We start from the raw sequence: 23,433 nt of genomic DNA, 5'->3' as shown, positions 1-23,433 counted from the left end.
CGGCTCTTTAGTGACCTATTTGAACCTTGTTTCATATAAATAGGGCACTAATTGAGGCTTTAAGTGCCCTTATTCATCTCTAGTTTCTTAAAAGAGGACGCTAATAGAAGCTTTAAGTGTCCCGCTTTTCTCGGTGAATCTGAATTAGGGTACTAATAGCTGATTTTGGAGGGCTCGGAGCTAGCAACTGAGTTCCGAGCATGTAACCCTCCGAAAATAGCAAATTATCTTGTCAGCTTGTAGCCATAAGCTCCGAAGTTTAGAGACCCTGAGTCGATTTCACCTGAATCAGCGGCCTCAATGAAACGGCCGACGATTACAGCGGATTGGCTGCCTGATGAGACGTTTTCGATAAAGAAATTAGCAAAGCCGACGATTTTGACTTGTTTAACTTGGTTTTGCTGGGTGACGACTGGCTCGAACACGGGCACCAACACGATGCGTGGGCAATCGACGGGATGGTTGAGATACGTCGATGTCGGGCAGGCAGCGATGCGGAAGTTTACCGCTCGTGATGTCGGTCCAGCGAGATTCCCAGTTTGCGTGTCGATGATTTGGTTGACGCGCAGCTCATTTTCATAACCATTTTTGAAATCCTCTTCGTATAGCTTTGCTCCCGGTCCGGCCAGGGCGAGCGCCCCGAAGTTTCCAACGGTGGCGTCCTCAACCTTGAGATATTTTATATCGCCAAATGCGATTTGGCTCGTGTACTCGATGCCGACCGGGACAGCTCCTCTGCCGGAAATGAGCGTGCCGATTTCGACGTTCGATGCCGCGTCGACCTTTGCTTCGTTAAAACCAAGTGCTTTTGCGAAAAATAGATCGATTGATTTTTCTGCAGTAACGGTAATCCGATGATTATTTTCATTAAAATTTATGTTAAAGAGAATAGGGTTGGTTTCATTTAATACAATGGCTTGATTGGCTTGTGCCGTCGCTTGATCAGTCGAGGTTGGCAGCTCTTGGGCGCCTGCCAGCGCAGCAGCGTCAGTAATGTCCTGTAGTTTTTGTTTTTCCATGTACAGCATGCCGCCATCGATGACGAGAGCAGTGATGCCGAGAAAAACAATCATTAACAACGCCATGATAATCATGACGGCACCTTTTTCTTCTTTTATTAGTCGGTTCATTTATTCCACCCTCATCACAGTTTTACTTTTAACAGTAAAGGGGTTGGGTAGTACCATTTCCATCAGCGGGACGGAGATGGTCACCGGGTAGGTTGTCGCGACGGTCACAAACGTTCCGCGCTTGCGCAGCTCCTTGGGCGGCGTGATGGCGACGGTGAGTTTGGTGACGTCGTCGACCTGAGCAGCCGCTTTGGTTGCTGTCGTGATTTCTGCGTCGGTCGCACCAAGGCTGGCGATGCGCGCGCCCTCCTGTGCCGCATGGTTCGTCGTCAGGTACGTCTGAAAAATCCGACCAAAGTCGATGATAGCAAAGACGATGAGCAGCAGCATTACTAGGCTTAGCGCCAGTTCAACCGTAGCTTGGCCTTTTTGGGAACGCATATGACTTGTCGCTGGTTGGTGTTCTTGGGTTCGCATCATTTTTGAACTCAAGTGGTTCATGCGATATTGACTCCCAGCTGGGTGACGGTTCCGAGAACAATCGCCACACCATATGGAAAGGCGTGATGATACTCAGATCGGTCGAGCCCAGATAATGTCTTTATTTTTGTAAAAAAAATGATTCGTTTTAGGGTGCTAAGTAGTTCTTTTTTTCCTATTAAAATCATGAGCGCGATGATGCCGCCGATGATTGCGGTGAATAGGAATGCACCGAAAACAAAGGCGGTGCCCTTTAGTGCGCCGATGGCAGCTAGGAGTTTAACGTCGCCGGCGCCCATTCCATCAAGTAGATATGGGATGAAAAGGAGGCCAAGGCCGAGCAGTAATCCTAGCCCGCTGAATGAGAATCCGGCCCAGCCAGCGGTTATCGTGTGATAGGTTAGACCAATTGCCATCGTTGGAAAAGTGATGATATTTAAAATGCGTCTATTTTTTAGATCAGTAACAAAAGAGACTACGAGAATGATGAGTAATAGTATGTTTAGTAGCATATTTCACCTCGATAGACATGCTTAAGACGCCTGCTTCGGTGTTGATGAGGAGGCGTCTAGTGTTCGATATGGAGCGCTGGCTTCGGTTCAGCGCTATGGATTGTAAAAACCCCCACCTTCAATGCGGGATTGAGGGTAGGGATTTGAGCTGCTATGTGAAATATTATTATCCTGCTTCAGGGGTTCCTCTAAGTTCGTCTAGAATTTCTTGGAATTTCGTGTTGAGTTCATCACCAAATGCCCCTAGAAGCGCTACTACCGCAAGCGCGATTAGCCCTAGGATTAATCCGTATTCTGTCATACCTTGACCTTGTTCTTCGATGAAAAGACCTTTGATTTTCTTCATCATAATTGTTCACCTCATTTTATTTTTGGCAAACAACGATAAGTAACACTACAGTTTCGGTAACTGGCTGACTTCGGTAGCTTTCGTTAGCTCTTTTACTGACTCGGCGATTTGCTGACATGGTTGTCCTATTTTTCACCTTGAAATAGATTAGTTGATTGGCTGAGTTTATTGCACTTTGTGAGGTCACTTTTGAATGCACCCTTAATAAACTACGAATTTTGGCTAGTTGTGATGACTTATGTACGATGTGGTTCGCAGGTTTCTCATAAGCATCGGCCGTCTGCTTATTATGTTTTGGGTGATTTGGTGCGGTGTGGTTCGCGATTCTAAGTGTCCTTTTTGCCTTTCATCTGATCTGATTTTTGGCTATTTTTTGGTAATCACTGTTAGCACTTCAACAGATTCGGTAACTGGCTGACTTCGGCGTCCCCGTAAGCCCCTATAGCTTTGCGTCCCAAGATTTCTCAAGGTTTGCCTTTTTCGTTTGTTTGCTATTTTAATATATCATTGTTATTGGTAAAATTCACTATGGAGAATTATTGAAGGAAGGGCAAAATTGTGAAAATTTTAAGAAATAATTTTGAAATCGAGCTTCCGTTGAGAATTATTGTTTGCGATCGTTTTTGGCCACGGTTTAAAGGGTTGATGTTTCGTATGGTGCCGATTGTTGATGAGGGGATCTTACTAGTTCCATGCAATTCGATCCATATGTTCTTTATGTTTTTTTCGATTGATGTAGTGTTTCTGGATGAGAATGATGTGGTAGTTGCTGTCCGAGAGAAGGTTAAACCGAATCGGTTGATATTACCAGTCGCGCGTGCGGTGAAAACCCTGGAGCTCCCGGTTGGTGCGGTCGGGAAGCATACCATTGGGGTTGGAGACAGAATACTATATTGATATATTTTGGAGATCGAACATATACAATATGTTCGGTTTTTTTGTGAGGATTTTATATTTCTCGCTTTAACGCGGTGGGGGACTGGGGGACAGTCCCCCAGTGCGTTACTGTGGTAAAGTGTGCGCGTTTTTTGTTTTATGTCGCCATTCTACTACCAAGAGATTGATAACGATGCTGATGTAGACAGCGATAGGAAAGCTTAGCGATGGGTCCATCACTATGCTTAGTGGTCCGATTAATATTCTAAAGGTAACGAATACCCAGGTTATGGCGTAGCTGCGTTTTATCCAGGTTTGATGGGCATGTATGTTGCGTTGTTTGGCATGAATAACTGCAATTGCTGTTGTCCAGAGCCAAAATGCATCAAGAATTATAAAGGCAATAGTTGAACTCATCCCTCCCGTTGCGTATACAGCTAGGTAGGGTGATGCTAGTACATTTAAGAAGATTGCGATAGCGTAAACGGTGCCTATTTTGCGATGAACGGCTGGATTTTTCCGACTCGCTTTAGTTAGTTGGTAAGGTCCGATTAACAGGGCGACGATACCTAAAATGATGTGCGGGTAGAAGAACCAAGTCCAAATGTTTAATGAAAAGCCTGACATATGTAAGATTTTTTGTTTTACCAATTCAGTTTGTTCCGGGCCAATCCAGAAAAACATAACAAGGATATAGATCGTTAGGAGTATTGCTGGCGTATACAAGTATATTATCGTGCGATTTAGCTTCGTTTTAGTTTTTGAATTTGTAGATGTTTTTGTAGGTGAGGCCATTCTGTTCTCTCCTTATAAAAGGAATGTCATTCGTTTTGTTTCTATGATTTGTAAATAGAGACGTCGCTTTTTTACTGCTTTAAAGCAGCGGGGGACTGTCCCCCGCTGCGGTGTCGCGGTAAAGCTTTCTGTGCTTTAACGGGTTATGATGGCGCCTTTCATTTTGATTTCGAAGCGGTGGATGGCACGTTCCATGGTTTGGAGCGGATTTTCGAGTATGTCTCCATGCCCTGGGGCGAGGAGCTCTGGGTTATAGGTTACAATCTTTTTTGCGCTTTCGAGTGCAGTTGGTTTGCTCCAGGTGGCCCATCCCGGAAACGGGAACAGTTTTTTTACGTCACCGGTTACGGCTGTTCCGCCCCTAGTTTGAAACGAGTCACCTGCAATTAACGCCCTAGTCCTTTTATCTAGATAGGACATTGAGCCCGGTGTGTGGCCTGGGGTTTCAATGGCTTGGAGTGAACCTATTTGATCTCCATCTTTTAGCGTCTCATCTGCTTTTGTTTTTATTTTTTTCGGAATACCACCCTTGATTGGGGTTTGGTCTTCGTGATTATCAAGGGTGAGATCTCCGGTCAAAATCCGGTTGTCACGGGCGGATATATAAACTTTCAAGTCAGGAATTGCTTTTTTTATTGCATCAAGAGACCCGACATGGTCTTCATGTGCATGCGTAAGTAGAATTCTTTTTATTGGCTTTCCGATTAATTCTGCTGTTTGTAGGATTGATTTCGCACTGTATGGGAGTGCTGCATCAATCAAGGTCAAATCCTCATCTTCCTCCACCAGATAACAATTCACCGGAAAAAAATGTGGAACAAATGTGATTTGGTACAAGCAATTGTTTTTGGTTATTTTCAAAATGAAGCCCTCCTTTTTTCCAATAACTTAAGATATTAGGAAAAAACTCGGTTTATTCGGGTTTTATGAGGCATTTATAAGGTTTTTACTGTCCCTATGTAATAAAATGTTCAAATTGTTTTTACGGAATTGTGAATTCAATCACACATGCCACTATTTTGCTTTTGGTTTTGGTATATTTACAGTGTGAAAAGCAAATAAAACATACGCACTAAGGAGATGTTGAAAATGGTTAAATTTTTACGAGAAAACACTATTGCCGCAGGGATTCTAACAATCATTCGTTTGTGGTTAGGATATAATTGGATGACTGCTGGTTATCATAAATTAGCTGATGGTTTTGATGCTTCAGGTTTCTTGAAAAACGCTGTGGCAAATCCTGTTAAAGGTCCAGACGGTAATATGGTTTATGGTTGGTATGTGAACTTCCTAGAAAGCTTCGCATTACCAAATATTGAATTGTTTAATTTCATTGTTCCGCTTGGTGAGTTCCTAGTTGGTCTTGGATTAATGCTTGGTTGCTTAACAACTGCAGCAATGTTCTTTGGTCTTGTGATGAACTGGTCATTCTTCTTGGCTGGAACTGTGTCTCATAACCCAACTGATATTTTCTTTGGAGTACTAATCTTATTCGCTGGTTTCAACGCTGGTAAGTTTGGTTTAGACCGCTGGGTAATTCCGTTCATTCGCAAAACTGTTTTCAAGAACGGCGGGGATGTAGGTAAAGCGGGCAGCAAGACAAAAGCAGCTTAATAAGTCATAGTGTGAATTCGCGAGTGAATCGCGTTTAGAATAGGTACAACCCCTCTGGTTGCTAATGTATGGATGGTTCCTCCCCTTTCCCTCCCATACAATGCACTAGTGGGGTTTTTGTTTGTTTGTATGTGCGCTTTAGCGCGGTGATGTGGTGGGGGACAGTCCCCCGCTTCTGTGCAGCTTCACCGCAGTGGGGGACAGTCCCCCGCTTCTGTGCAGCTTCACCGCAGTGGGGGACTGTCCCCCACTGCGTTAAAGGAATATGTGGGTTTGGTGGTTCATATGATTAGTAGAAAAGGGGCAATGCGGTGTGGTGAAGGCGTGTCTTGTTTGTTCAGCTGATACTAGAAGGGTGATTCGGCGAGGTTTTGAGTTGGTGTATGCTGATAGCAAGGATCCGTTTATCCAGGAGATTTTCGAGCGGTATGGGGTACCGTTTTTTGGAGTAGGTGCAGTTTGTAATCAATGCTTGAATAAGTTGGCCAATAACAAAGCGTATTTTATTCCAGCTTTGTTTTCGCCAATGATGCGGGGAAAGCTCTAGAGTTTGGACATTATATTGTTCATTTATAGATTGGACTCAAACTCCACTTTGCAGTAATAATATTTAACGCTTTAACGCGATGGGGGACAGTCCCCCATCGCGTTAAAGCGTGTATGTGCGTGTTTCGTATGGTTTTAGTTCGAGCTGAGCCAGTGGCTCGTGTTGTGCTACTTCATAGTTGTGGAGTAGCATTTTTTCGTGTTGCAGCAGCATGCCCTGCTCCGCTTGAAAGTAGGCTATTTCCGCAGAGAGGTTTGCAATGATGATGATTTTTTCGTCTTTGTCATTTTCACTACCCGTAAGTGTCCGCGTATAGGCATAGATTTGCGGGTGGTCTCTTTGAATCAGTTCATAGCTGCCGTAGGTGAATACCGGCATTGATTTTTTCAGCGCAATCATTTTTTTATAGAAATTTAGGATCGACGATTCTTCGGCTAGTTGGCGCTCAACATTGATGTCAACGTAATTCGGATTTATTTTTAACCAAGGCTTGCCAGCGGTAAAACCAGCATTCTCTGCTTGAGACCATTGCATCGGCGTGCGAGAGTTGTCGCGGCTAGAGTCCCATACAATCGCCATGATTTCCTCATGAGGGGCACCCGCTTGGCGCTTATTGTGATACAGATTGCGTGTAGCCACATCATTGTAATCTTCAATTGTTGAATAATGAACGTTGGTCATACCGATTTCCTGACCTTGATAAATGAACGGCGTGCCCTGCATCAAAAAGTACATCGCCGCAAAGACTGTTGCACTTTCACGCCAATATTGTTTGTCATTGCCCCAGGTAGAAACCATCCGGGGCTTGTCGTGATTTTCAAGAAATAAGGCGTTCCATCCTTTGCCTTCTAGCCCTTTTTGCCAGCGAGTTAGGACTTCTTTTAGTCGGATAATATCGAGATCTTTTTTTGTTTCAGCATCCCAAAGAGCCATATGCTCGAATTGGAAGACCATATTGAATTTGCCTTGAGTCTCGCCCACCCATTGTTCGATATCATTCGGATTGTCGATTGAGACTCCGTTTGCCTCGCCGACAGTGACAATATCGTATTTGGCGAAGGTTTGCTGCTTTAGTTCCTCGAGATGTGTGTGGATGCCGTCGACATTCATCATTTTTGGGAACGCCTCGACGTACTGTTCCCCGTTTGGATTTGGCATGTCATGTAAGCCAGGTTCCTTTTTTATATGGCTGATAGCATCAACACGGAAGCCGTCAATTCCTTTATCAAGCCACCAATTAATCATTTCATAAAGTGCTTTGCGAACTTCTTGATTTTCCCAATTAAGGTCTGGCTGTTTGCGCGAGAACAGATGAAGATAGTACTGATCGGTGACTTTGTCGTATTCCCAGGCTGAGCCGCCGAATATGCTCTCCCAATTATTTGGGGGAGCTGTTGGTGTTACTTGGGTCACTTCTGTTACTTGGCTTTCGATTGTTTGGGAGTCATCCGGCCGTACTGCAAGCTCCGTAGCGGCTTCGATATCAACTCTGTAGTCAGATTCTGCGGTTAAATGGGCTTCGTGTTGGTTTGTAATATTGGCGCTATCCCCCCCTCGCCCATCACGCCAAATGTACCAATCCCGCTTGGATGAGGCCTTTGAAGCGCGCGATTCAATGAACCACGGGTGCTCATCGCTCGTATGGTTGATGACAAGGTCAAGGATAAGCCTCATATCGCGGCGATGAGCTTCTTGCAGAAGTTGGTCGAAATCAGCCATCGTCCCGAATTCTGCCAAGATTTCATTGTAATTTCTTATATCGTAGCCATTATCGTCATTCGGCGAGTCGAACATTGGACATATCCAAAGGAGGTCAACGCCGAGTTCTTTTAAGTAATCAAGTTTTGAGATAATGCCTTGGATGTCGCCAATTCCGTCTCCATTTGTATCCATAAAGCTTCTTGGATAGATTTGGTAGGCAACTGCCTCTTTCCACCATGTTTTTTTCATGTGCTTACCTCACTGTTAGAATTTGTTTTGTTATGAATGGCATTTTGTAATAGGTACTGTACGTGCGGGTCTCTGGAGTGATGTTTCTGGATGCATTTGGCTGTAACCGGTTGGTTCACTAGACTTAACTGGACTAAACTAAACTAGGCTAGACTAGACTGGATCCTTTGTAAGTATGTGTTTCAAGTGAAGCGAATATCTCGTCATGTCTATATTACGCTAGTGCCTAGTTAGTTGTTAGCGTTTGCTGATGATTTTCATGTCACTAGCGTTGCCTTATTTATTTCAGTTGAAACGTAAGGCTTTTCGACTTTTCTTGCAGGCGAATGGTGTCTATTTGTTTTTATATATAAAGTAATGAAATAGTGCAAACTGGGGGTCTCTCTTTTACATAGGATAAGGCAAATTTAGTTGGAAGGAGTGTTAGCGGTTGAGCAAGCTAGGGCAATCGGCTTGCTTGGCTGCTGAGGAATTGTAATCGATTGGGGTCAGATTAATAACAATTTTCTAAGGAGAGATTTCTAATGGTTAGCTTTTGGCGAGAGAATGGTTTTGCAGCGGGAATTTTGACAGTCATACGGCTTTTTCTGGGCTATTCGTGGCTGATGGCGGGGTACAAAAAACTAGTCGGAGATTTTGATGCTTCTGGTTATTTGATAAATGCAATTAAAAATCCGGTTAAGGGGCCTGACGGGAACCTTGTTTATGGCTGGTACGTGAGTCTTCTGGATGGTTTTGCGCTGCCAAATGTCGATGTGATTAATTGGGTGATTCCTCTAGGTGAGTTTTTGGTCGGATTGGGGCTCATACTTGGTTGTTTGACCACCGCGGCGATGTTTTTTGCGATGGTCATGAATTTTTCATTTTTTATGGCGGGGACGGTTTCACATAATCCGACGGATATATTCTTGGGGATGATTGTGCTGTTTGCTGGGTTTAATGCCGGTAGATTTGGATTAGATCGTTGGGTGATTCCGTATCTTCGACGGACAGTGTTTAGTGAGGAGCATGCTAGGTCGAAGTTTGGAAAGTAGTATGGGGTTTGAAATTTAAGTTTTTTTTGAATTGGAGCGGGTGTCCAAGATTCCCACTCTTTTCTTTAACGCTTTACTATGGTGGGGGACTGTCCCCCACTGCGGTGTTGCGTTAACGTGTTGGGGGACTGTCCCCCACTGCTTTAATGTGATGGGGTGTTGGATATTTTTTTATTTGTTGGTAAATATTATAGGTGGAATATAATGGACTTTTTTTGTTTGCCTTTATGCTAACTGAATTGGGTAGGGGTTTTGCGATGAATAATTTTTCGAATGAAAATACCGCTAGGCGTTATAAGGCGTATTTAAGTACTTTTGGGAGTACACAAATTCACCTAAGAAATCCATATATTATCGCTTGGTGGTCAGCGGCTTTTCCGGGTTTCGGTCATCTTCTTCTTTCAAAATATCTTCGCGGATTTGTTTTATTTATGTGGGAGGTTATTATCAATCTACAATCTCATGTGAATTTAGCAATGATATATTCATTTCAAGGCAAAATTGATAAAGCCAAAGATGTTTTAGATACGCGCTGGCTCCTTATATATATCCCTGTTTATATTTTTGCGATTTGGGATAGCTACCGAACAACTGTCGATTTAAACAAGGTGTTTATTTTAGCAGAAAGAGAAAATCATCGATTTAATTCCTTTAGTATTGGAACGATGGAGATTAACTATCTTGATAAACGAAAACCTTCACTAGCTGTCTTTTGGTCAATGTGTGTTCCAGGTTTAGGGGAACTTTATATTCATCGTATTATTACTGCTTTTTTCGTTATCATTTGGTCGGTTGTATTTTTCTATCAGTCTCATGTGCTTGAGGCGCTTAATTTACTATTCATAGGAAAGTTGCAGGAGTCAACCTCTGTATTAGTAGCTGAATGGCTATTATTTTTGCCCTCTGTTTATGGATTTTCTGTTTTTGATTCCTACATAAATACTGTTGAAAATAATAAATTATTTGAAAGCGAACAACGGACTTATTTTAGATCGAACTATCAGCATCCTCATTTTACAATTAAAAAAGGGACAAAGGTGACTTGAGTTATGCAAATTTTCTCAACCTTCGAGCATACAATTTACTTAGAATTAGCCATCTCGGAGTTGGAACAAAAAGGGATTCAAAAAGAGGATATTTTCGTTGTGTTGTTGGAAAATCGGGTGGAAGAACGCCGATTATTCGATACGCTTGACCGCGCAGATGGAATCTCGATGATTGATATCGGGATGGCGCTTGCTACTGCATTTTCCGTGATTGGGGCAAGTATTGGGTTTATTTTAACTTGGGGACCCATTTTCTGGGGACTAATTGGGGCTAGTGGTGGTTTTTTGCTTGGTTTTCTTATTAAATTGGTCATATTAAAGGTAATTCGGAAACGACAAAGATTGCTAAAGGGAAAACAAGGTGAGGTCATCATGATTGTTGATTGCGATGATAGTAGAACAGATCAAGTTGAAAATATTCTTTGGGACCATTTTGCGTTAGGAGTGGCAAAGATTAAGACTAGGCCATAGAATTACTTTCACACTGTAAAGTGGCGGGGGACTGTCCCCCATCACTTCACTGCGTTACTGCATTGGGGGACTGTCCCCCGCTGCTTTAACGCTTTGTTTTGGTGAAGAGGTAGAAGGTTTCGTTTTGTTTGTATTGAATACCACCGGCTGGATTGTTTTTGCAGAGTTGTTGCTTTGATTGTAAGTTCTTTTCGATTTGCGTTATGTGTTTTTCTAGATTTGCTTCGCTTATTTCGTATTTCTTTTGTTTTTTGTGGATGATGGCTATTAGTTTAAATTGTCCACTCGTTATTGCATCATGGGCATCATTATGGTGATTATTTGTTAACAGATAACCGCCATTTATTATGTACCGACCACAGGCCTTTGAGATGCCACCAGCAAAAAGGGAGATGAGTAGATCATATTCATTATCGATAAGGGGTAGCTGGGTTGTATAATCTTGATTGATAAAACGAATATATGAAGATTGTTTGTACTTCTTATGACTATTGATGAATTGTTGTACATCTGTTTGGTCCGAAAAGAATTGGATGGCATTGTCTGCGATATCAACGAATACGACATGTTGGAAATAAAAAGCGGGAGTGACATGAATATTGCAGCCTGGGTAAAGCACTGTTTTTATTTGGTATTTCTGATTAATTGCTGCAAACAGGTCTGCCCTTTCAAATTCTAGGTCTGTATAAACGCTTTTGTATTGTAGAGTCATTTTGTTGATCATAATGTTCCTATTCCTCCTTGCTATTACAAAGGGATTCACTATTCACTCCCCCATAGCATATCACATTTTTCTTTCTGCTTTCATGCAGTGAAGCAGTGGGGGACTGTCCCCCGCCACTTCACTGCGTTACTGCATTGGGGGACAGTCCCCCAATGCTTTAGTGCGCAAAAGGGGTGCCTGACAAGCGTCAGGCACCCTAAGTAGAGGATGATCGCGGCAACCATTGATTCTATATATGGGTGGAAATATTGAATGGACCAAAAAAACATAAACGAAATTTGATTTATGCTTTGAATCAATTAGTTCAATAGTACCTTGCGATTTGTTGGATTAAACAATGTTATTATGTACGTTTCTCTAAGCTCTCGGTACCGTTTTTTCCTTTTGACAAATGATTGAGAAGCAGTCATCGTGACTTGGGGGCACTGTAGGCGCTGCCTCAATGATGAATTGCTCAACTTGATTTATGCGTAGAGTCAATTCATCCAATCTTTGATTGGAACGTCCCAACATGGCAATTAAGCTTTCAATTAAAAGTTCTAACTTTTGATTTTGCTCTAATGACCTGTCAATTTCCACTCGATTCATACAATGCGGCCTCCTAGAATGGCAACTCTACCGCATCCGGTGCAGAGCCATGGCCAGATTGATTTGCAGCTACTGCTCCTGCAACGAGAGCAGAATTGGGCTGATCACTCGAAGCTTGTGTCGTTTGAGCCGTTTGAATCCCATGAGTGCCTTGATCTACTGGATTCACTTGTGTTGATTGATTTCCTTGCAACACTTGAGTTGCCGCACTAACCGATGCTGTTTGAGGTTGTGCAGTGATTTGATTTTGAGATTCTTGTTGGATGGATGTATCAGCGGCTGTTTGAACGCTAGCAATGACTTGTGTGCTAGCCACAGCCTGAGGGGCAGCTGCCCCGTTGTGTGAGTCCACAGCTTGCCTTTGCGGTGGTGCAGGAACAGGGATAGACGCATTAGCTGATACTTTTTTTCCAAGAAATTGGACTGAGTCAGCTACTACTTCGGTTAAATAAATCCTTTTGCCATCGTTGTTATCATAATGGCGGGATTGAATTCTCCCGGTTATGCCAATGACAGAGCCTTTTTGGCAAAATCGAGCAGTGTTTTCGGCAGTTTTTCGCCATAGGGTACATTGGACGAAATCAGCTTCGATTTGACCATCATGATTTTTAAAATGGCGGTTAACCGCTAATGTGACATGCGTGACCGGGATGCCATCACCAGTCACCCGTAAATCGGGGTCTTTCGTTAATCTGCCAACCAGCGTTACTTGATTTATCATTTCTCATCTCCTCTCTATTTTGATAAATCCATTCTCCTATTTTTTTCTTTAAAGGTAAAATTAGCAAAAAAAATTTTTTCATGCAAAAATACCCCTTAAACCTCCAAAATCCCCCTAGAAAAATCAAATTTCGCTGAGAATTTATCCTTGATACTGCTAAAATGGCCTATTTTGGATTTATTTTTCGACAAAGTGAAATTTTGGCTTTTATTGTCCATATGTTATAATTTGAGCAAATTTCATGAAGGGAGGACTTAGAATGAAGACATTTAAGCTGATTTCATTAGAGGTGTTTGAAAATGATACATTCCGGGAAATTGAACTGGTTGATGGTTTGATAATCAATAAAGAAGATGAGAAAAACACTTGGCTCATTGAAATTTATACAAAGCCCGAGCAAATCAGTTTTTTTGAAAAAGCAATGCAAAATCAAGAAGACCGAATTATCCGCGTCGTCATCACTAAGAAAGACAATGACCCCGTTTCCTTCCATATCAAAACGCGTTCCATCACCAGATTAGAAAAAAATGTCAGCATTATGCTCCAAGGTAACTTAAAGCGAACCTCCCGGAAAAATTATTCGGAGATTCTGTTAAAGGACTTGTTAGATCAAGGTTTAAACGGCGACACTCTCCTCGAGGAATTTAAGGAGAAAATGAAGAGTAAACCGTACTTGACCCCTACAAATAAATCCACTTCACATTGAGGATGAAGCGACCCTCAATATTTATTTTTACAAAAATCAAGACAATGGGCGTCCCTTTCAAAAAGGAATCGCCCATTTTTTCTATCTGTCTTTATTGTTACGGTCGTTTGCATCATTTCTGTCCTCAATTAAATCTTCGCCTCGACCATTATTGTCTCTCATTATGTCACCGTCATTATCGGTGTTTCTGTCGCGCGTATCAAGGGTTCTATTTCCATTGTTTACACCATTGTTTATGTCATTGTCACGGAATCTGCCGTTGTTCATTCCGTTATTAATGTCACGACCATTGTCATTGTCGTCGAGTACGCCATTATTATCTCTATCGCGATTCAGAATTCCGTTATCGCGGTCGTTGAAGTTCTTTATTTCCGCACCATTATTATCGTCTTCTGGAGGCGGGTCATCCGTATCAGCACAGCCAACTAACATTGTTGCAGACAGAAGAGTTCCCCCAATAATCGCAAATAACTTCTTTTTCATATTGTAAAAGCCCCTTTCTTTTTGTAAAAATTGACCTTGTTTCACTGGTCTGCAGTTATGTTTCCCGATTGACATCAGAAACTTTACAACGTATTTTTTCCAATTCATTTACAGGGGTCATTTGTCGAGTCCGCTTTATGGATTTAGTGCGTTTTTGCAATTGGGATTTATCTGAGAGGCGTTGAGGAGGGCTTTGTGGATTGGATTTACCTGGAGCGCTTTTTTGCTCGTTCTAGCTCGTGACCGTTTTTCGATTTTGAGGCTTGATTTGGGCATGTGGAGCCTGTCTATGCTACCTTATTTCGATTTTAATGCTCTGTTTGGGCACATAGAGACTATCTATGCGACCGTTTTTTAGTTTTGGGCTTTGATTTGGGTACATAGAGATTGTCTATGCGACCGTTTTTTAGTTTTGGGCTTTGATTTGGGCACATAGAGTCTGTCTATGCGACCGTTTTTTAGTTTTGAGGCTTGATTTGGGCACATAGAGCCCGCCTATGTTACCTCTTTTCGATTTTGAAGCTTTGATTTGGGCACATAGAGCATGTCTATGTAACCTTTTTTCGATTTTGAAGCTTGATTTGGACACATAGAGACTGTCTATGTTTCCGTTTTTTAGTTTTGAGGCTTGATTTGGGCACATAGAGCCCGTCTATGTTACCTTTTTTCGATTTTGAAGCTTGATTTGGGCACATAGAGACTGTCTATGTTTCCTTTTTTCGGTTTTGAAGCTTGATCTGGGCAAAATGTAAATTCATTTACGATTTGAATTTACCTGGGGAACTTTTTCTCACGCTAGGTATATTCATTTACGATTTGAATTTACCTGGAGCATTTTGTCTCATGCTAGGTAAATTCATTTGCGGTTTGAATTACCTGGAGCACTTTTTCTCACGCTAGGTATATTCATTTACGATTTGAATTTACCTGGGGGACTTTTTCTCACGCTAGGTATATTCATTTACGATTTGAATTTACCTGAGGGACTTTTTTGCACGCTAGGTATATTCATTTACTCTTTGAATTTACCTGGAGCACTTTTTCATACACTAGGTAAACTCATTTGCGGTTTGAATTTACCTGGAGCACTTTTTTACACGCTAGGTAAATTCATTTGCGATTTGAATTTACCTGGAGCACTTTTTCTCACGCTAGGTAAATTCATTTGTGATTTGAATTTACCTGGAGCACTTTTTTACACGCTAGGTAAATTCATTGACGATTTGATTTACCTGGAGCACTTTTTTGCACGCTAGGTAAATTCATTTGCCCTTTGAATTTACCTGGAGCATTTTGTCTCTTGCTAGGTAAATTCATTTCAAGTTTGAATCTACCTCGGAGTAGGTTTTTTCCACAAAGTTACTTCTGAAACAACAAAACGGACATCAACAAGGTGATGTCCGTTTACATTTTGGAGCTATTCTTGTTTTGGTCCGAGTGCGAAGGTCATTTCGAGTTCGCAAGCGACTTCGCCGTCAACTGTTGCGACTCCTTTACCTTTGCCGATTGAACCGCGCACACGGGTCATTTCTACTTCAAGGCGAAGAGTATCGCCTGGGCGAACTTGGCGCTTGAAGCGGCAGTTATCGATGCCACCGAAGAATGCGAGACGGCCGCGGTTTTCTTCCTTTTTAAGCATAGCCACTGCGCCGACCTGCGCTAAGGCTTCTACGATTAGAACGCCTGGCATTACAGGGAAATCTGGAAAATGCCCGTTGAAGAATTCTTCGTTAGCGGTTACGTTTTTGATGCCGACCGCGCGGACGCCTTCTTCAACTTCTAGGATTTTATCAACAAGTAAAAATGGATATCGATGTGGAATAATTTGTTTAATTTCATCTACGTTTAACAATTTTATGACCTCCTCATAATATTTGGTACTATACATCATTGTACTAAAAATACCCGTAATTGAAAAGGAAGGGTGCATGTCCCTTCCTTGGCTAGATCATTCTTTGTTGATGAGGTCGACAATGTGAGTCCAGGTGGATTGCTTGAGGACTTCCCATGGATTGCCACCGCCGATGACGCCGTAACCCACCATCGTCCCAGCGACAAGGCTGAATACAAGCAGGAGAAAAATAATGACGATGCGCAACCAAATTGGGATTAAGCGGATCCGCGTACGCTTTAGGCTTTTCTGCTGCTGTTCTCCTTGCTGATCGGCCTCAGCCTCAGCCTCGGCATTTCCTTGTTGAACTCGATCTTTTTTGATTTGCTCTCTTGTTTGCTGAATTTTTTCCTTTATGCCCACCAATGGCGCCATCGTTCCCGCTTGCTGATCGTTTTGGTCCAGGTTTGAAGGTGCAGCTTGCTGAGCGTTTTGATTCAGGTTTGGTGTTGCTGCTTGCTGTGCCTTTTGGTCCAGGTTTGGTGTTGCTCCTTCTTGAGCCGCTGCACCCGCCTGTTGAGCCTCTGCTTTCACTTTAACAGGTACTGATGGTTGTGGAGCTCCTGTTGGCAGAGCGCCTTTATTATCGGTCGTCGTGGGTGTGGGTGGTTTAGTTTGGACCGCGACGGCTGCGTCCCTGCCAGCTGGTGGCTGCGATTTTGCCGTTTCAGGTTTAGTATCAGTTACTGACATTTATTTGTACTCCTTTAGAGAAAATTCCGATTTCACTATCCTTATTTTATTCTATTATAAGAAAATTTTGCGGAATAGACATTAGAATTTGTAGAAAAAGGTCAGAAATTTAATCTCCGGGTCGTTTCTAGGCCGTTCTGTGGGGTTTTTATTTTATCCTGAAAAATAAAAAAGCTCAGCATTTCTTGGTTATTTTTCCAAAAAACACCGAGCTTGAATTTCTTTATCCGAATCTTCTTGAAGGTATTTTGTCGATGTTGTCTAACATGATACCTGTTCCGATTGCTACGCAATCCATTGGGTTTTCAGCGACAAGGACTGGTACCTTAAGCTCTTCAGCTAGTAGCATATCGATGCCGTGAAGTAGTGCGCCACCGCCTGTTAGGATAACGCCGCGGTCGATGATGTCAGCAGATAGTTCTGGTGGTGTGCGTTCAAGAACGCTTTTTGCCGCCTGAACGATGACTGCAATTGATTCGCGAAGGGCTGCTTCGATTTCAGCCGAGCGAACTGTGATCGTGCGTGGAAGTCCTGAAACCATGTCACGGCCGCGGATTTCCATTTCCTCGTCACGTGAGCCTTGGAATACTGTTGCGATGTTGACTTTAATATCTTCAGCAGTACGTTCACCGATTAATAGCTTGTATTCACGTTTGATATAATGAAGGATTTCCATATCAAATTTATCACCGGCCATTTTGATCGATGATGATGTTACGATATCTCCCATTGATAGCACTGCGATGTCAGTTGTTCCACCACCGATGTCAACAACCATGTTACCGCTAGGTTGGAAAATATCCATGCCCGCGCCAATCGCAGCTACTTTTGGTTCTTCTTCTAAGTAAACTTTTTTACCGCCACTTTTTTCAGCAGCTTCTTTGATAGCTTTTTGCTCAACGCTTGTAATGTTGGTTGGGCAACAAATTAAGATACGTGGCTTTGATAAAAAGCCTTTCACATTGAGTTTGTTTATGAAATGCTTTAACATGGCTTCTGTTACGTCAAAATCAGCGATGACTCCATCTTTCAATGGACGAATAGCTACGATATTACCTGGTGTCCGGCCGACCATACGTCTTGCTTCTTCACCAACGGCTAATACTTTATTTGTATTTTTATCGATCGCCACCACAGACGGTTCATTTAGTACAATTCCACGGCCTTTAACATGAATTAACACGTTTGCCGTACCTAAGTCGATTCCAATATCCCTAGCGAACATTTTATTTCGTTCCTCCTTGAAACATTTGGCCAGTTCCAGCTACTTCTGTACAACAGTTGCCTTCACTGCTTATCTTTACGAGCACAGTTCTGTCCTAATTTTATATTTTAACATATTTTGTCCAAAAGGGATAATGAAATTGTCAAAATAAGTATTATTTTTGAGGAGTTTTGTCAAAATTAGTAGAAAAATATTTGTTGACAAGTTTTTTAGGGTGATTTTTTGAAAAATAGTGCAGTTGAAGTGCCTTTGAAGTGAATTTTGCGCAAAAAAAAGAACCAATGCTTGTTACAAGCTGGTTCTCTTCATTATTAGCCGTCATCTCCGTTTAAAAATTTCCAATAGCTTTCAGGAGGTTCTTTGGTTTGTTTCATTGTGCGCCGGTTGCCCTTTACACACAAATGTGGTGCTACTGCACCGGTTCCTCTTCAAATTCCTCTTTACGATATTTAAGTTTCGTTGCTTCGCCACCCCTTAGATGGCGGATTGATTTATGATAATCTAAGATTTCCTTCACTTCATTAGCTAGATCGGGGTTGATTTCTGGAAGTCTTTCTGTCAGGTCTTTATGGACTGTACTTTTGGACACGCCAAACTCCTTCGCGATTACGCGAACTGTTTTTCTCGTTTCCACGATATACTTTCCAATCTTGATAGTTCTCTCTTTGATGTAATCGTGCACACCACTCGCCCTCCCTAAAATTGAAGATGAGAAGCGTGAAATGAGATCCGCTTTTCGAAAGCCCTGATGCTGTCAATCCGCACGTGATGTCTCTGGGATTTATCTGAACTGGTTTTTGTTTGGATCATTTACCATGCGGCAGAAAGCGTTTACTTTCTGGTTTTGCGTAAATTAATCATATCTCCAACTAAATTCGCTGCCTGCGTACGACTCCTCACCTCAAACACTTCCTTTGTAAGGTTTGTAACAGTTTATTAAGTCGCGGACGGGAATATGCACAAAATAGTGAAACAGGACGGATAATTTTTGGAAAATTTTGATTATTGAAGTGAAATTGCTTGATTTTTTGAAAAATAAAGACCGAATGCCGCCACGAACTTAGTGTTGAGCAGTTTTATCGAGAACGCTGGACGGAACAATAGCACAAGCGCCTTGATCAGGGGCGACAGGGCAAGGTCCGCCCTGCAGGAAATCCTAATTTCCGGAAGGGATAGTAGGAAAAGTTAAGTGGCTCGTTCAGGAGCTACGGGCGTAAGACGAATCACGCAAGAGATGATAATCTCTGGAGGGATTTGGCTTAGACCATCGCTCCTAGCCCATTCACTAAACAACAAGCTTGTGACCCCGAGCTCCTAGGCCGCTTTCGCTAGACGTGTATAACGTGGTGAAACTTATCCACAGCATTAAAATTTATAATCTCCTAAGCAACAAAGAAAGCCCGCAAAGGAGGCTTCCTCTGCGAGCTTATGTGCTTGATTATGAATTCATGCTTGATGCAGCTGGTTTTTTACTGTCTTCGGCAGGCTTGTCACCTTTTCCAGATTCAGCGTCTTTTTCAGAATCAGTTGACTTGTCGTCTTCTGATTTACCACTGTCATCAGTTGGCGTGCTTTCTTCTGTTGATTTTTTATCATCAGCAGGTTTGCCTTCATCTGTTGACTCTTTGTCTTCAGATGGCTTTGAGTTTGTTGTTGATTCTTTTTCTTCTTTTACATCTTTATTGTCAGTGGCTTTGTCGTCTTCTGTTTTGCTGTCATCTTCTGCAGCTTTATTTGGCTCCACTTCAGCATCTTGAAGAGCGTTAAGTGGCTTGTTGATAAAGTCTACAGGATTGACAGGCACGTTGTCCTTGCGGATTTCGAAGTGAACGTGTACGCCAGCATCTTCGTTATATAAGCTTTTTCCAGCAGTTGCCAAGCTTTGACCTTGTTCGACTTCGTCACCAGCTTCAACTTCGATATCCGTAACAGATGAATATTGTGTTACAATACCTTTGTCGTGTTCGATTTCGATGACATTACCTAGCAGGGAATCTTCTCTGACGTCAGTAACTGTACCGCTTAATGACGCGACAACATCAAAAGCCTTTTTGTCTCTCATCGTAATATCGATACCAGTGTTTGGATGGTACGAGTTCTTGTACTCTACTAATGCAGCGACTTGTTCTTCCTTTTTGCCGTCAAATTCATAGAATTGTTTTTGAATCACGACGTCTTCAGGAGTGCTAACAGGCATCACGAAGTTCTCCATTGTGCGGTTTACTTCGACGGCTGGCTGTTCGTTGATTTTTTTGCCAGAAATGTCTGTTGCGTTGTAGTCCAGATTTTCTGAACCCAAATCTTTACTGTTTTGATACCATAGAATTCCAGTTAGGATAATAGCAGCGCTCGCGAGATAGATTGCTGGAATCACCCAACGTTTTTTGAAAAAGCGCTTTATACTAGAATCCTGAGAAGAAAGTTTCTTTTCGTCCTCTCTCATTTTCATCACCTCTGTCAACCATTGTGAACACAATGCGAGAATAATATACATTTGCTGAAAAAAATTTTTTGGTCTTATCTTTCGACATGTTTGAAAGTTTTATGCATGGATTGCAAATATTTTTTAAGGAGTATTTTTAATGGTTTTTGTTAGGTGGTTTTTCAGGGTTTTACCTTTCGCCTATATGGTGGCGGTTTGGATTATGTCGAGCCTGCCAAGCGATGCGGTGGTAGAGTTGCCCGCGCAAGGCGTGGATCGTTTTATTAAAGAATCACTACATTTAGTAGAGTTTGCGATTTTGTATTGGTTATTTGTGGCGGCTGTGCTGACTTTTGGTGGTGGTGCTGGAGTGGAGTCGGATTCGTCTGCCGGATCGACAGCTGGTTCACAGTCACGCGGGCGCTTTTCGTTAACGGCGCGGGTAAGCTTGATTTGTGCGCTTGTTGCGGGATCGTATGGGATTATTGATGAGATTCACCAGTCCTTTATGCCGTATCGTTCGGCGACGTTAATAGACGCTGTCAAGGACTGGACTGGCGTGCTTATAAGCTGGTATTTAGTGCGAGTCGCATATTTTGGCGATGGCACACGGTTGGGTTGGTTACGGAGGGTTATGAGAGGGTTTGAGAGGTTGTTTGTGAAGGTGCGAGGGTAGGAAGTACAACCTCTTCTTTTACTATCTAGGACATTGCCCATTAATCTATCTACTTTATTGTGGGTATGAGTTGTTATAGGACTGTTTTGAGAACTTCGGGTGGGTTTTTGGCCGTATGGACCCTTCATACGGACACTTTCAAGAGTTTCGAGTGGGTTTTTGGCCGTATGGACCTTTCATACGGACAGTTTCGCGAACTTCGAGGCGGGTTTTGGCACTATGAACTTGCTGGCAGACCGAGATATGGTGTTTATTTTAAAAATCAACAAATAAAAGGCAGTCGCTACGAGGAGCGGCTGCCTTTTCGTTATTTTTTCGCGGTGATTTGGGCGAGCATGGTGTCGGAGGCTGCTATCTCCACGCCCTGATAGTAGTGCTTGACAATGTCTTGATAGTTTTTTCCGGCGGCGGCCATACCGTTGGCGCCGTATTGGCTCATTCCGACTCCGTGTCCGTAGCCCTTTGTGTTAATGATGATGTTGTTGCCTTTTACGGTCCAGGTGAAATCAGATGACTTCAAGCCGAGCTTCTCTCGGATTTCTTTTCCGGTTAAGGTTTTACCATTGATTTTAACCTTGGCGACGCGCTTACCTTTTGTCCGCTCGATAATTGTGCCGACGGAGTCTTTGCTGGCTAATTTTACGCCAAGCTTTGCTTCGAATTCCGAAATGGTAAAGATTTTTTGATCGGAGAATTTAGGAGATTGTTTATCCCACGGACTTTCGACACTTCTTAAGTATGGGAAAGAATTAGACCAGTAATCCTCTGAGTTTTCGGTGTAGCCGTTGCTCGTTGAAAAAAAGGTGGCTGTAATTGGTTCGCCATTGAAGGTGATAATTTGGCCAGCTGTTTGAGCGACAGCTTCCTTTATTTTTTGGATTTTCCAGCTATAATCGGATTTCCAAAGGCTCCTTAGCTCTGTGTCGTTCTTGTATACTTGGTGGAGTTCGGTGTCAGCGGTGTCTGCTCCTGCTGGAAGACCGACCCGATTTTGAGTGACCATTTGCTTGACGATGTATGTCCTTGCCGTTAGGGCTTGGGCTTTGAGAGCCTCTAGCTCAAAATCGGCAGGCATTTCGGCTGCTACCACTCCAATCACATATTGCTCAAGGGGCAGCTTTTCCATCGCCTGTGAGGCAGTTCGATAGACAGCTACCTCAACACCGTAGTCGGTTGGCTGCTGCTGGCTTGCCACAGTCTGACTGTTGTTTGTTTGTGTTTTAGGTTGATTCTGATTGTTAGCTAGCTTTTCGCCGAGTTTTCCGCTTGCCTGATCCTCATTAAAAGGAAGCACTAGTATGGTCGGTACTAGGAGTGTTACTACAATCAACAATGCCGTGACTACGATGTAAACTTTGACTTTTGTCATGTACGAAGCCTCCATAGAAAGGGTAACGCCAGCGGTGGCTCCTGCTCATCTTTAACGCGTTGCAGTAACGGGGGACAGGCCCCCGGCGCAGTAGCGCATCACAGCAGTGGAGGATTGGGGTTTTAAGGTTTCTATTCCCCTTCCTCCATTACCGCATCGTTTCATTCAATCTTATGGTGTGGGACAGGCTTTTATGACAAAAATCAGCTATTTGAGTCGGATGACTTTGAAGAGGTATACGGCAATTGAACCAAAGATAGCGCCGAAGAAGATCGGTAATTCCCACACCCCTAGACCAAACTCACTTCCTTTGGCAATTTGAATGCTTTGAACGCTGATATAACAGAAAGAGAACGCGATGAAAAATTTCATGAAGCTCAATAGCGAGCGTGCGTATTTATATTGGATTTCAGCATTCTGTTCGATGAAATTTATATAATTGTAAATATGTGGATACTTTTCAAGAATGGTCAGTGGAAGCCACAGCAGAAATCCGATAGTAGGAAGAAGCCAAACTTCAGTTTTGCTGCCCCAGCGATCCACTTCGCCGGCCGCATTAAAATGTCCGGGGAATTTATCTGGTAAAGTTGGCCACTCTATAATGATGTAGACAATACAGCCAATGAGCAACAGGAATGAAACGATTGTGCTTAGTTTTTGGAGCGGTGTAAAAGGAATATCAAGTTTTGGACGGTTTTCGGTGAATTTATTTGAATTGTAGTCCATATGAGGTGCCTGCCTTTCTTATGAATTAATATTTATCTGGGCTTAGATTTATTATAGCTGATTTGGGGAGTGGTAACTGATTTGGGCTGGCTTTTCGAAGCAAGAGTAGATAGCCACATCAGTGTTGCTAGGGACTGCCACTACGGCACGGTGCTACGGTGATGCACCCGGGGACTGGCCCCCAACACGGTGATGCGGTGATGCACCGGGGGACTGGCCCCCTGCACTGTAATGCGGTGATGCACCGGGGGACTGGCACCCGGCACGGTGATGCGGTGATGCACCGGGGGACAGACCCATTAGTCTTGCATGAGTGTCTTTAAATTGAATTTATGTATTTTTTTTACATTCACTCAGAGTTGTTAAATGAAAAAACGGGAACATGGTTCTATAAAAGACCTTGTTCCCATTTTTTTACTTATTTAAAATGTCTTATTTCTTACGTTTTTCTTTACAAATGGCGAC

The 23,433-nt window shown here is 42.8% G+C and carries 27 protein-coding genes and 1 riboswitch; of the genes, 8 read left to right on the top strand and 19 right to left on the bottom strand.

Going from position 1 to position 23,433, the window contains the following annotated elements; translation table 11 throughout:
* Nucleotides 1–224: 224 nt before the first annotated feature.
* The 5 genes from FXW34_RS12975 to FXW34_RS22940 all read right to left on the bottom strand — a co-directional run bounded on the left by FXW34_RS12975 (nucleotide 225) and on the right by FXW34_RS22940 (nucleotide 2,598).
* Nucleotides 225–1,130, bottom strand: a complete 906-nt coding sequence (locus FXW34_RS12975) for a pilus assembly protein TadG-related protein (protein ID WP_147534438.1) — start codon at nucleotides 1,128–1,130, stop codon at nucleotides 225–227.
* Nucleotides 1,131–1,571 (bottom strand): TadE/TadG family type IV pilus assembly protein, encoded by a 441-nt coding sequence (locus tag FXW34_RS12970; RefSeq protein ID WP_147534437.1) that lies wholly within the window; start codon nucleotides 1,569–1,571, stop codon nucleotides 1,131–1,133.
* On the bottom strand, nucleotides 1,568–2,062 hold the full coding sequence (locus FXW34_RS12965; RefSeq protein WP_147534436.1) for an A24 family peptidase: 495 nt from the start codon (nucleotides 2,060–2,062) through the stop codon (nucleotides 1,568–1,570). The genes FXW34_RS12970 and FXW34_RS12965 overlap by 4 nt, the downstream gene beginning before the upstream one ends.
* 166 nt (nucleotides 2,063–2,228) lie before the next feature.
* Nucleotides 2,229–2,411, bottom strand: coding sequence for a Flp family type IVb pilin (locus tag FXW34_RS12960; RefSeq protein ID WP_147534435.1), 183 nt, complete (start codon nucleotides 2,409–2,411; stop codon nucleotides 2,229–2,231).
* A gap of 16 nt (nucleotides 2,412–2,427) precedes the next feature.
* Nucleotides 2,428–2,598: a hypothetical protein gene (locus FXW34_RS22940; protein WP_187118945.1), complete on the bottom strand. Its 171-nt coding sequence runs from the start codon at nucleotides 2,596–2,598 to the stop codon at nucleotides 2,428–2,430.
* Between the two features lie 215 nt (nucleotides 2,599–2,813).
* Nucleotides 2,814–2,897: riboswitch (cyclic di-GMP riboswitch) on the bottom strand.
* Nucleotides 2,898–2,969: 72 nt separating this feature from the next.
* On the opposite strand from FXW34_RS22940, the gene FXW34_RS12955 reads away from it, so the two are divergent.
* Nucleotides 2,970–3,308, top strand: coding sequence for a DUF192 domain-containing protein (locus FXW34_RS12955; protein WP_246141038.1), 339 nt, complete (start codon nucleotides 2,970–2,972; stop codon nucleotides 3,306–3,308).
* A 105-nt stretch (nucleotides 3,309–3,413) separates the two neighbouring features.
* Here FXW34_RS12955 and FXW34_RS12950 read toward each other — a convergent pair whose 3' ends face one another.
* Entirely contained in the window at nucleotides 3,414–4,082 is a 669-nt protein-coding gene (locus FXW34_RS12950; protein ID WP_147534433.1) for a DUF2306 domain-containing protein, read from the bottom strand.
* A 135-nt stretch (nucleotides 4,083–4,217) separates the two neighbouring features.
* Nucleotides 4,218–4,943: an MBL fold metallo-hydrolase gene (locus FXW34_RS12945; protein ID WP_147534432.1), complete on the bottom strand. Its 726-nt coding sequence runs from the start codon at nucleotides 4,941–4,943 to the stop codon at nucleotides 4,218–4,220.
* Between the two features lie 228 nt (nucleotides 4,944–5,171).
* Here FXW34_RS12945 and FXW34_RS12940 point away from each other — a divergent pair, with 228 nt between their 5' ends.
* Both FXW34_RS12940 and FXW34_RS12935 read left to right on the top strand, forming a co-directional pair.
* Nucleotides 5,172–5,696, top strand: a complete 525-nt coding sequence (locus tag FXW34_RS12940; protein ID WP_147534431.1) for a DoxX family protein — start codon at nucleotides 5,172–5,174, stop codon at nucleotides 5,694–5,696.
* Nucleotides 5,697–6,009: 313 nt separating this feature from the next.
* Entirely contained in the window at nucleotides 6,010–6,243 is a 234-nt protein-coding gene (locus FXW34_RS12935) for a hypothetical protein (RefSeq protein WP_147534430.1), read from the top strand.
* A gap of 102 nt (nucleotides 6,244–6,345) precedes the next feature.
* On the opposite strand, the gene FXW34_RS12930 is transcribed toward FXW34_RS12935, so the two are convergent.
* Nucleotides 6,346–8,193 carry a glycoside hydrolase family 13 protein gene (locus tag FXW34_RS12930; RefSeq protein ID WP_147534429.1) on the bottom strand — a complete coding sequence of 616 codons (1,848 nt, stop codon included), beginning with the start codon at nucleotides 8,191–8,193 and terminating at the stop codon, nucleotides 6,346–6,348.
* Between the two features lie 524 nt (nucleotides 8,194–8,717).
* On the opposite strand from FXW34_RS12930, the gene FXW34_RS12925 reads away from it, so the two are divergent.
* From FXW34_RS12925 to FXW34_RS12915, 3 genes are all read left to right on the top strand, one after another.
* A complete protein-coding gene (locus FXW34_RS12925) occupies nucleotides 8,718–9,227 on the top strand; it encodes a DoxX family protein (protein ID WP_147534428.1) in 510 nt (169 codons plus the stop codon).
* Between the two features lie 257 nt (nucleotides 9,228–9,484).
* Nucleotides 9,485–10,273: a hypothetical protein gene (locus FXW34_RS12920; protein WP_147534427.1), complete on the top strand. Its 789-nt coding sequence runs from the start codon at nucleotides 9,485–9,487 to the stop codon at nucleotides 10,271–10,273.
* 3 nt (nucleotides 10,274–10,276) lie between these two features.
* A complete protein-coding gene (locus tag FXW34_RS12915; RefSeq protein ID WP_147534426.1) occupies nucleotides 10,277–10,744 on the top strand; it encodes a hypothetical protein in 468 nt (155 codons plus the stop codon).
* Nucleotides 10,745–10,829: 85 nt separating this feature from the next.
* Here the strand turns inward: FXW34_RS12915 and FXW34_RS12910 are convergent, their stop codons facing one another.
* The 3 genes from FXW34_RS12910 to FXW34_RS12900 all read right to left on the bottom strand — a co-directional run bounded on the left by FXW34_RS12910 (nucleotide 10,830) and on the right by FXW34_RS12900 (nucleotide 12,777).
* Nucleotides 10,830–11,468 (bottom strand): hypothetical protein, encoded by a 639-nt coding sequence (locus tag FXW34_RS12910; protein WP_147534425.1) that lies wholly within the window; start codon nucleotides 11,466–11,468, stop codon nucleotides 10,830–10,832.
* A 357-nt stretch (nucleotides 11,469–11,825) separates the two neighbouring features.
* On the bottom strand, nucleotides 11,826–12,056 hold the full coding sequence (locus FXW34_RS12905; protein WP_147534424.1) for a hypothetical protein: 231 nt from the start codon (nucleotides 12,054–12,056) through the stop codon (nucleotides 11,826–11,828).
* A 13-nt stretch (nucleotides 12,057–12,069) separates the two neighbouring features.
* A complete protein-coding gene (locus FXW34_RS12900; RefSeq protein ID WP_147534423.1) occupies nucleotides 12,070–12,777 on the bottom strand; it encodes a single-stranded DNA-binding protein in 708 nt (235 codons plus the stop codon).
* A gap of 259 nt (nucleotides 12,778–13,036) precedes the next feature.
* Between FXW34_RS12900 and FXW34_RS12895 the strand changes: the two genes are divergently transcribed.
* Nucleotides 13,037–13,483 (top strand): YwpF family protein, encoded by a 447-nt coding sequence (locus tag FXW34_RS12895; protein ID WP_147534422.1) that lies wholly within the window; start codon nucleotides 13,037–13,039, stop codon nucleotides 13,481–13,483.
* An 81-nt stretch (nucleotides 13,484–13,564) separates the two neighbouring features.
* On the opposite strand, the gene FXW34_RS12890 is transcribed toward FXW34_RS12895, so the two are convergent.
* The 6 genes from FXW34_RS12890 to spoIIQ all read right to left on the bottom strand — a co-directional run bounded on the left by FXW34_RS12890 (nucleotide 13,565) and on the right by spoIIQ (nucleotide 20,218).
* Entirely contained in the window at nucleotides 13,565–13,966 is a 402-nt protein-coding gene (locus FXW34_RS12890) for a hypothetical protein (protein WP_147534421.1), read from the bottom strand.
* 1,417 nt (nucleotides 13,967–15,383) lie between these two features.
* The gene (fabZ, locus tag FXW34_RS12885; RefSeq protein WP_425457434.1) at nucleotides 15,384–15,854 is read right to left on the bottom strand and encodes a 3-hydroxyacyl-ACP dehydratase FabZ; all 471 of its coding nucleotides are present in this window, start codon (nucleotides 15,852–15,854) and stop codon (nucleotides 15,384–15,386) included.
* A gap of 60 nt (nucleotides 15,855–15,914) precedes the next feature.
* Nucleotides 15,915–16,550: a DNA-directed RNA polymerase subunit beta gene (locus FXW34_RS23375; RefSeq protein ID WP_246141036.1), complete on the bottom strand. Its 636-nt coding sequence runs from the start codon at nucleotides 16,548–16,550 to the stop codon at nucleotides 15,915–15,917.
* Between the two features lie 223 nt (nucleotides 16,551–16,773).
* Nucleotides 16,774–17,775: a rod shape-determining protein gene (mreB, locus tag FXW34_RS12875; protein WP_147534419.1), complete on the bottom strand. Its 1,002-nt coding sequence runs from the start codon at nucleotides 17,773–17,775 to the stop codon at nucleotides 16,774–16,776.
* Between the two features lie 409 nt (nucleotides 17,776–18,184).
* On the bottom strand, nucleotides 18,185–18,457 hold the full coding sequence (gene spoIIID / locus FXW34_RS12870; RefSeq protein ID WP_147534418.1) for a sporulation transcriptional regulator SpoIIID: 273 nt from the start codon (nucleotides 18,455–18,457) through the stop codon (nucleotides 18,185–18,187).
* Nucleotides 18,458–19,213: 756 nt separating this feature from the next.
* Nucleotides 19,214–20,218 (bottom strand): stage II sporulation protein SpoIIQ, encoded by a 1,005-nt coding sequence (spoIIQ, locus tag FXW34_RS12865; protein ID WP_147534417.1) that lies wholly within the window; start codon nucleotides 20,216–20,218, stop codon nucleotides 19,214–19,216.
* Between the two features lie 349 nt (nucleotides 20,219–20,567).
* On the opposite strand from spoIIQ, the gene FXW34_RS23635 reads away from it, so the two are divergent.
* Nucleotides 20,568–20,873 carry a VanZ family protein gene (locus FXW34_RS23635; protein WP_342780722.1) on the top strand — a complete coding sequence of 102 codons (306 nt, stop codon included), beginning with the start codon at nucleotides 20,568–20,570 and terminating at the stop codon, nucleotides 20,871–20,873.
* A gap of 307 nt (nucleotides 20,874–21,180) precedes the next feature.
* On the opposite strand, the gene spoIID is transcribed toward FXW34_RS23635, so the two are convergent.
* Together spoIID and FXW34_RS12850 are read right to left on the bottom strand one after the other, a co-directional pair.
* Nucleotides 21,181–22,242, bottom strand: a complete 1,062-nt coding sequence (gene spoIID / locus FXW34_RS12855; RefSeq protein ID WP_147534415.1) for a stage II sporulation protein D — start codon at nucleotides 22,240–22,242, stop codon at nucleotides 21,181–21,183.
* 207 nt (nucleotides 22,243–22,449) lie between these two features.
* Nucleotides 22,450–22,968: a DUF1648 domain-containing protein gene (locus FXW34_RS12850; RefSeq protein ID WP_147534414.1), complete on the bottom strand. Its 519-nt coding sequence runs from the start codon at nucleotides 22,966–22,968 to the stop codon at nucleotides 22,450–22,452.
* Nucleotides 22,969–23,433 lie beyond the last annotated feature (465 nt).

It is taken from the genome of Bacillus marasmi (genome assembly GCF_902168435.1).
Lineage (GTDB): Bacteria > Bacillota > Bacilli > Bacillales > Cytobacillaceae > Bacillus_BU > Bacillus_BU marasmi.
The sequence above is the reverse complement of the archived record's forward strand: the minus strand, read 5'-3'. Positions and strand labels throughout refer to the sequence as shown.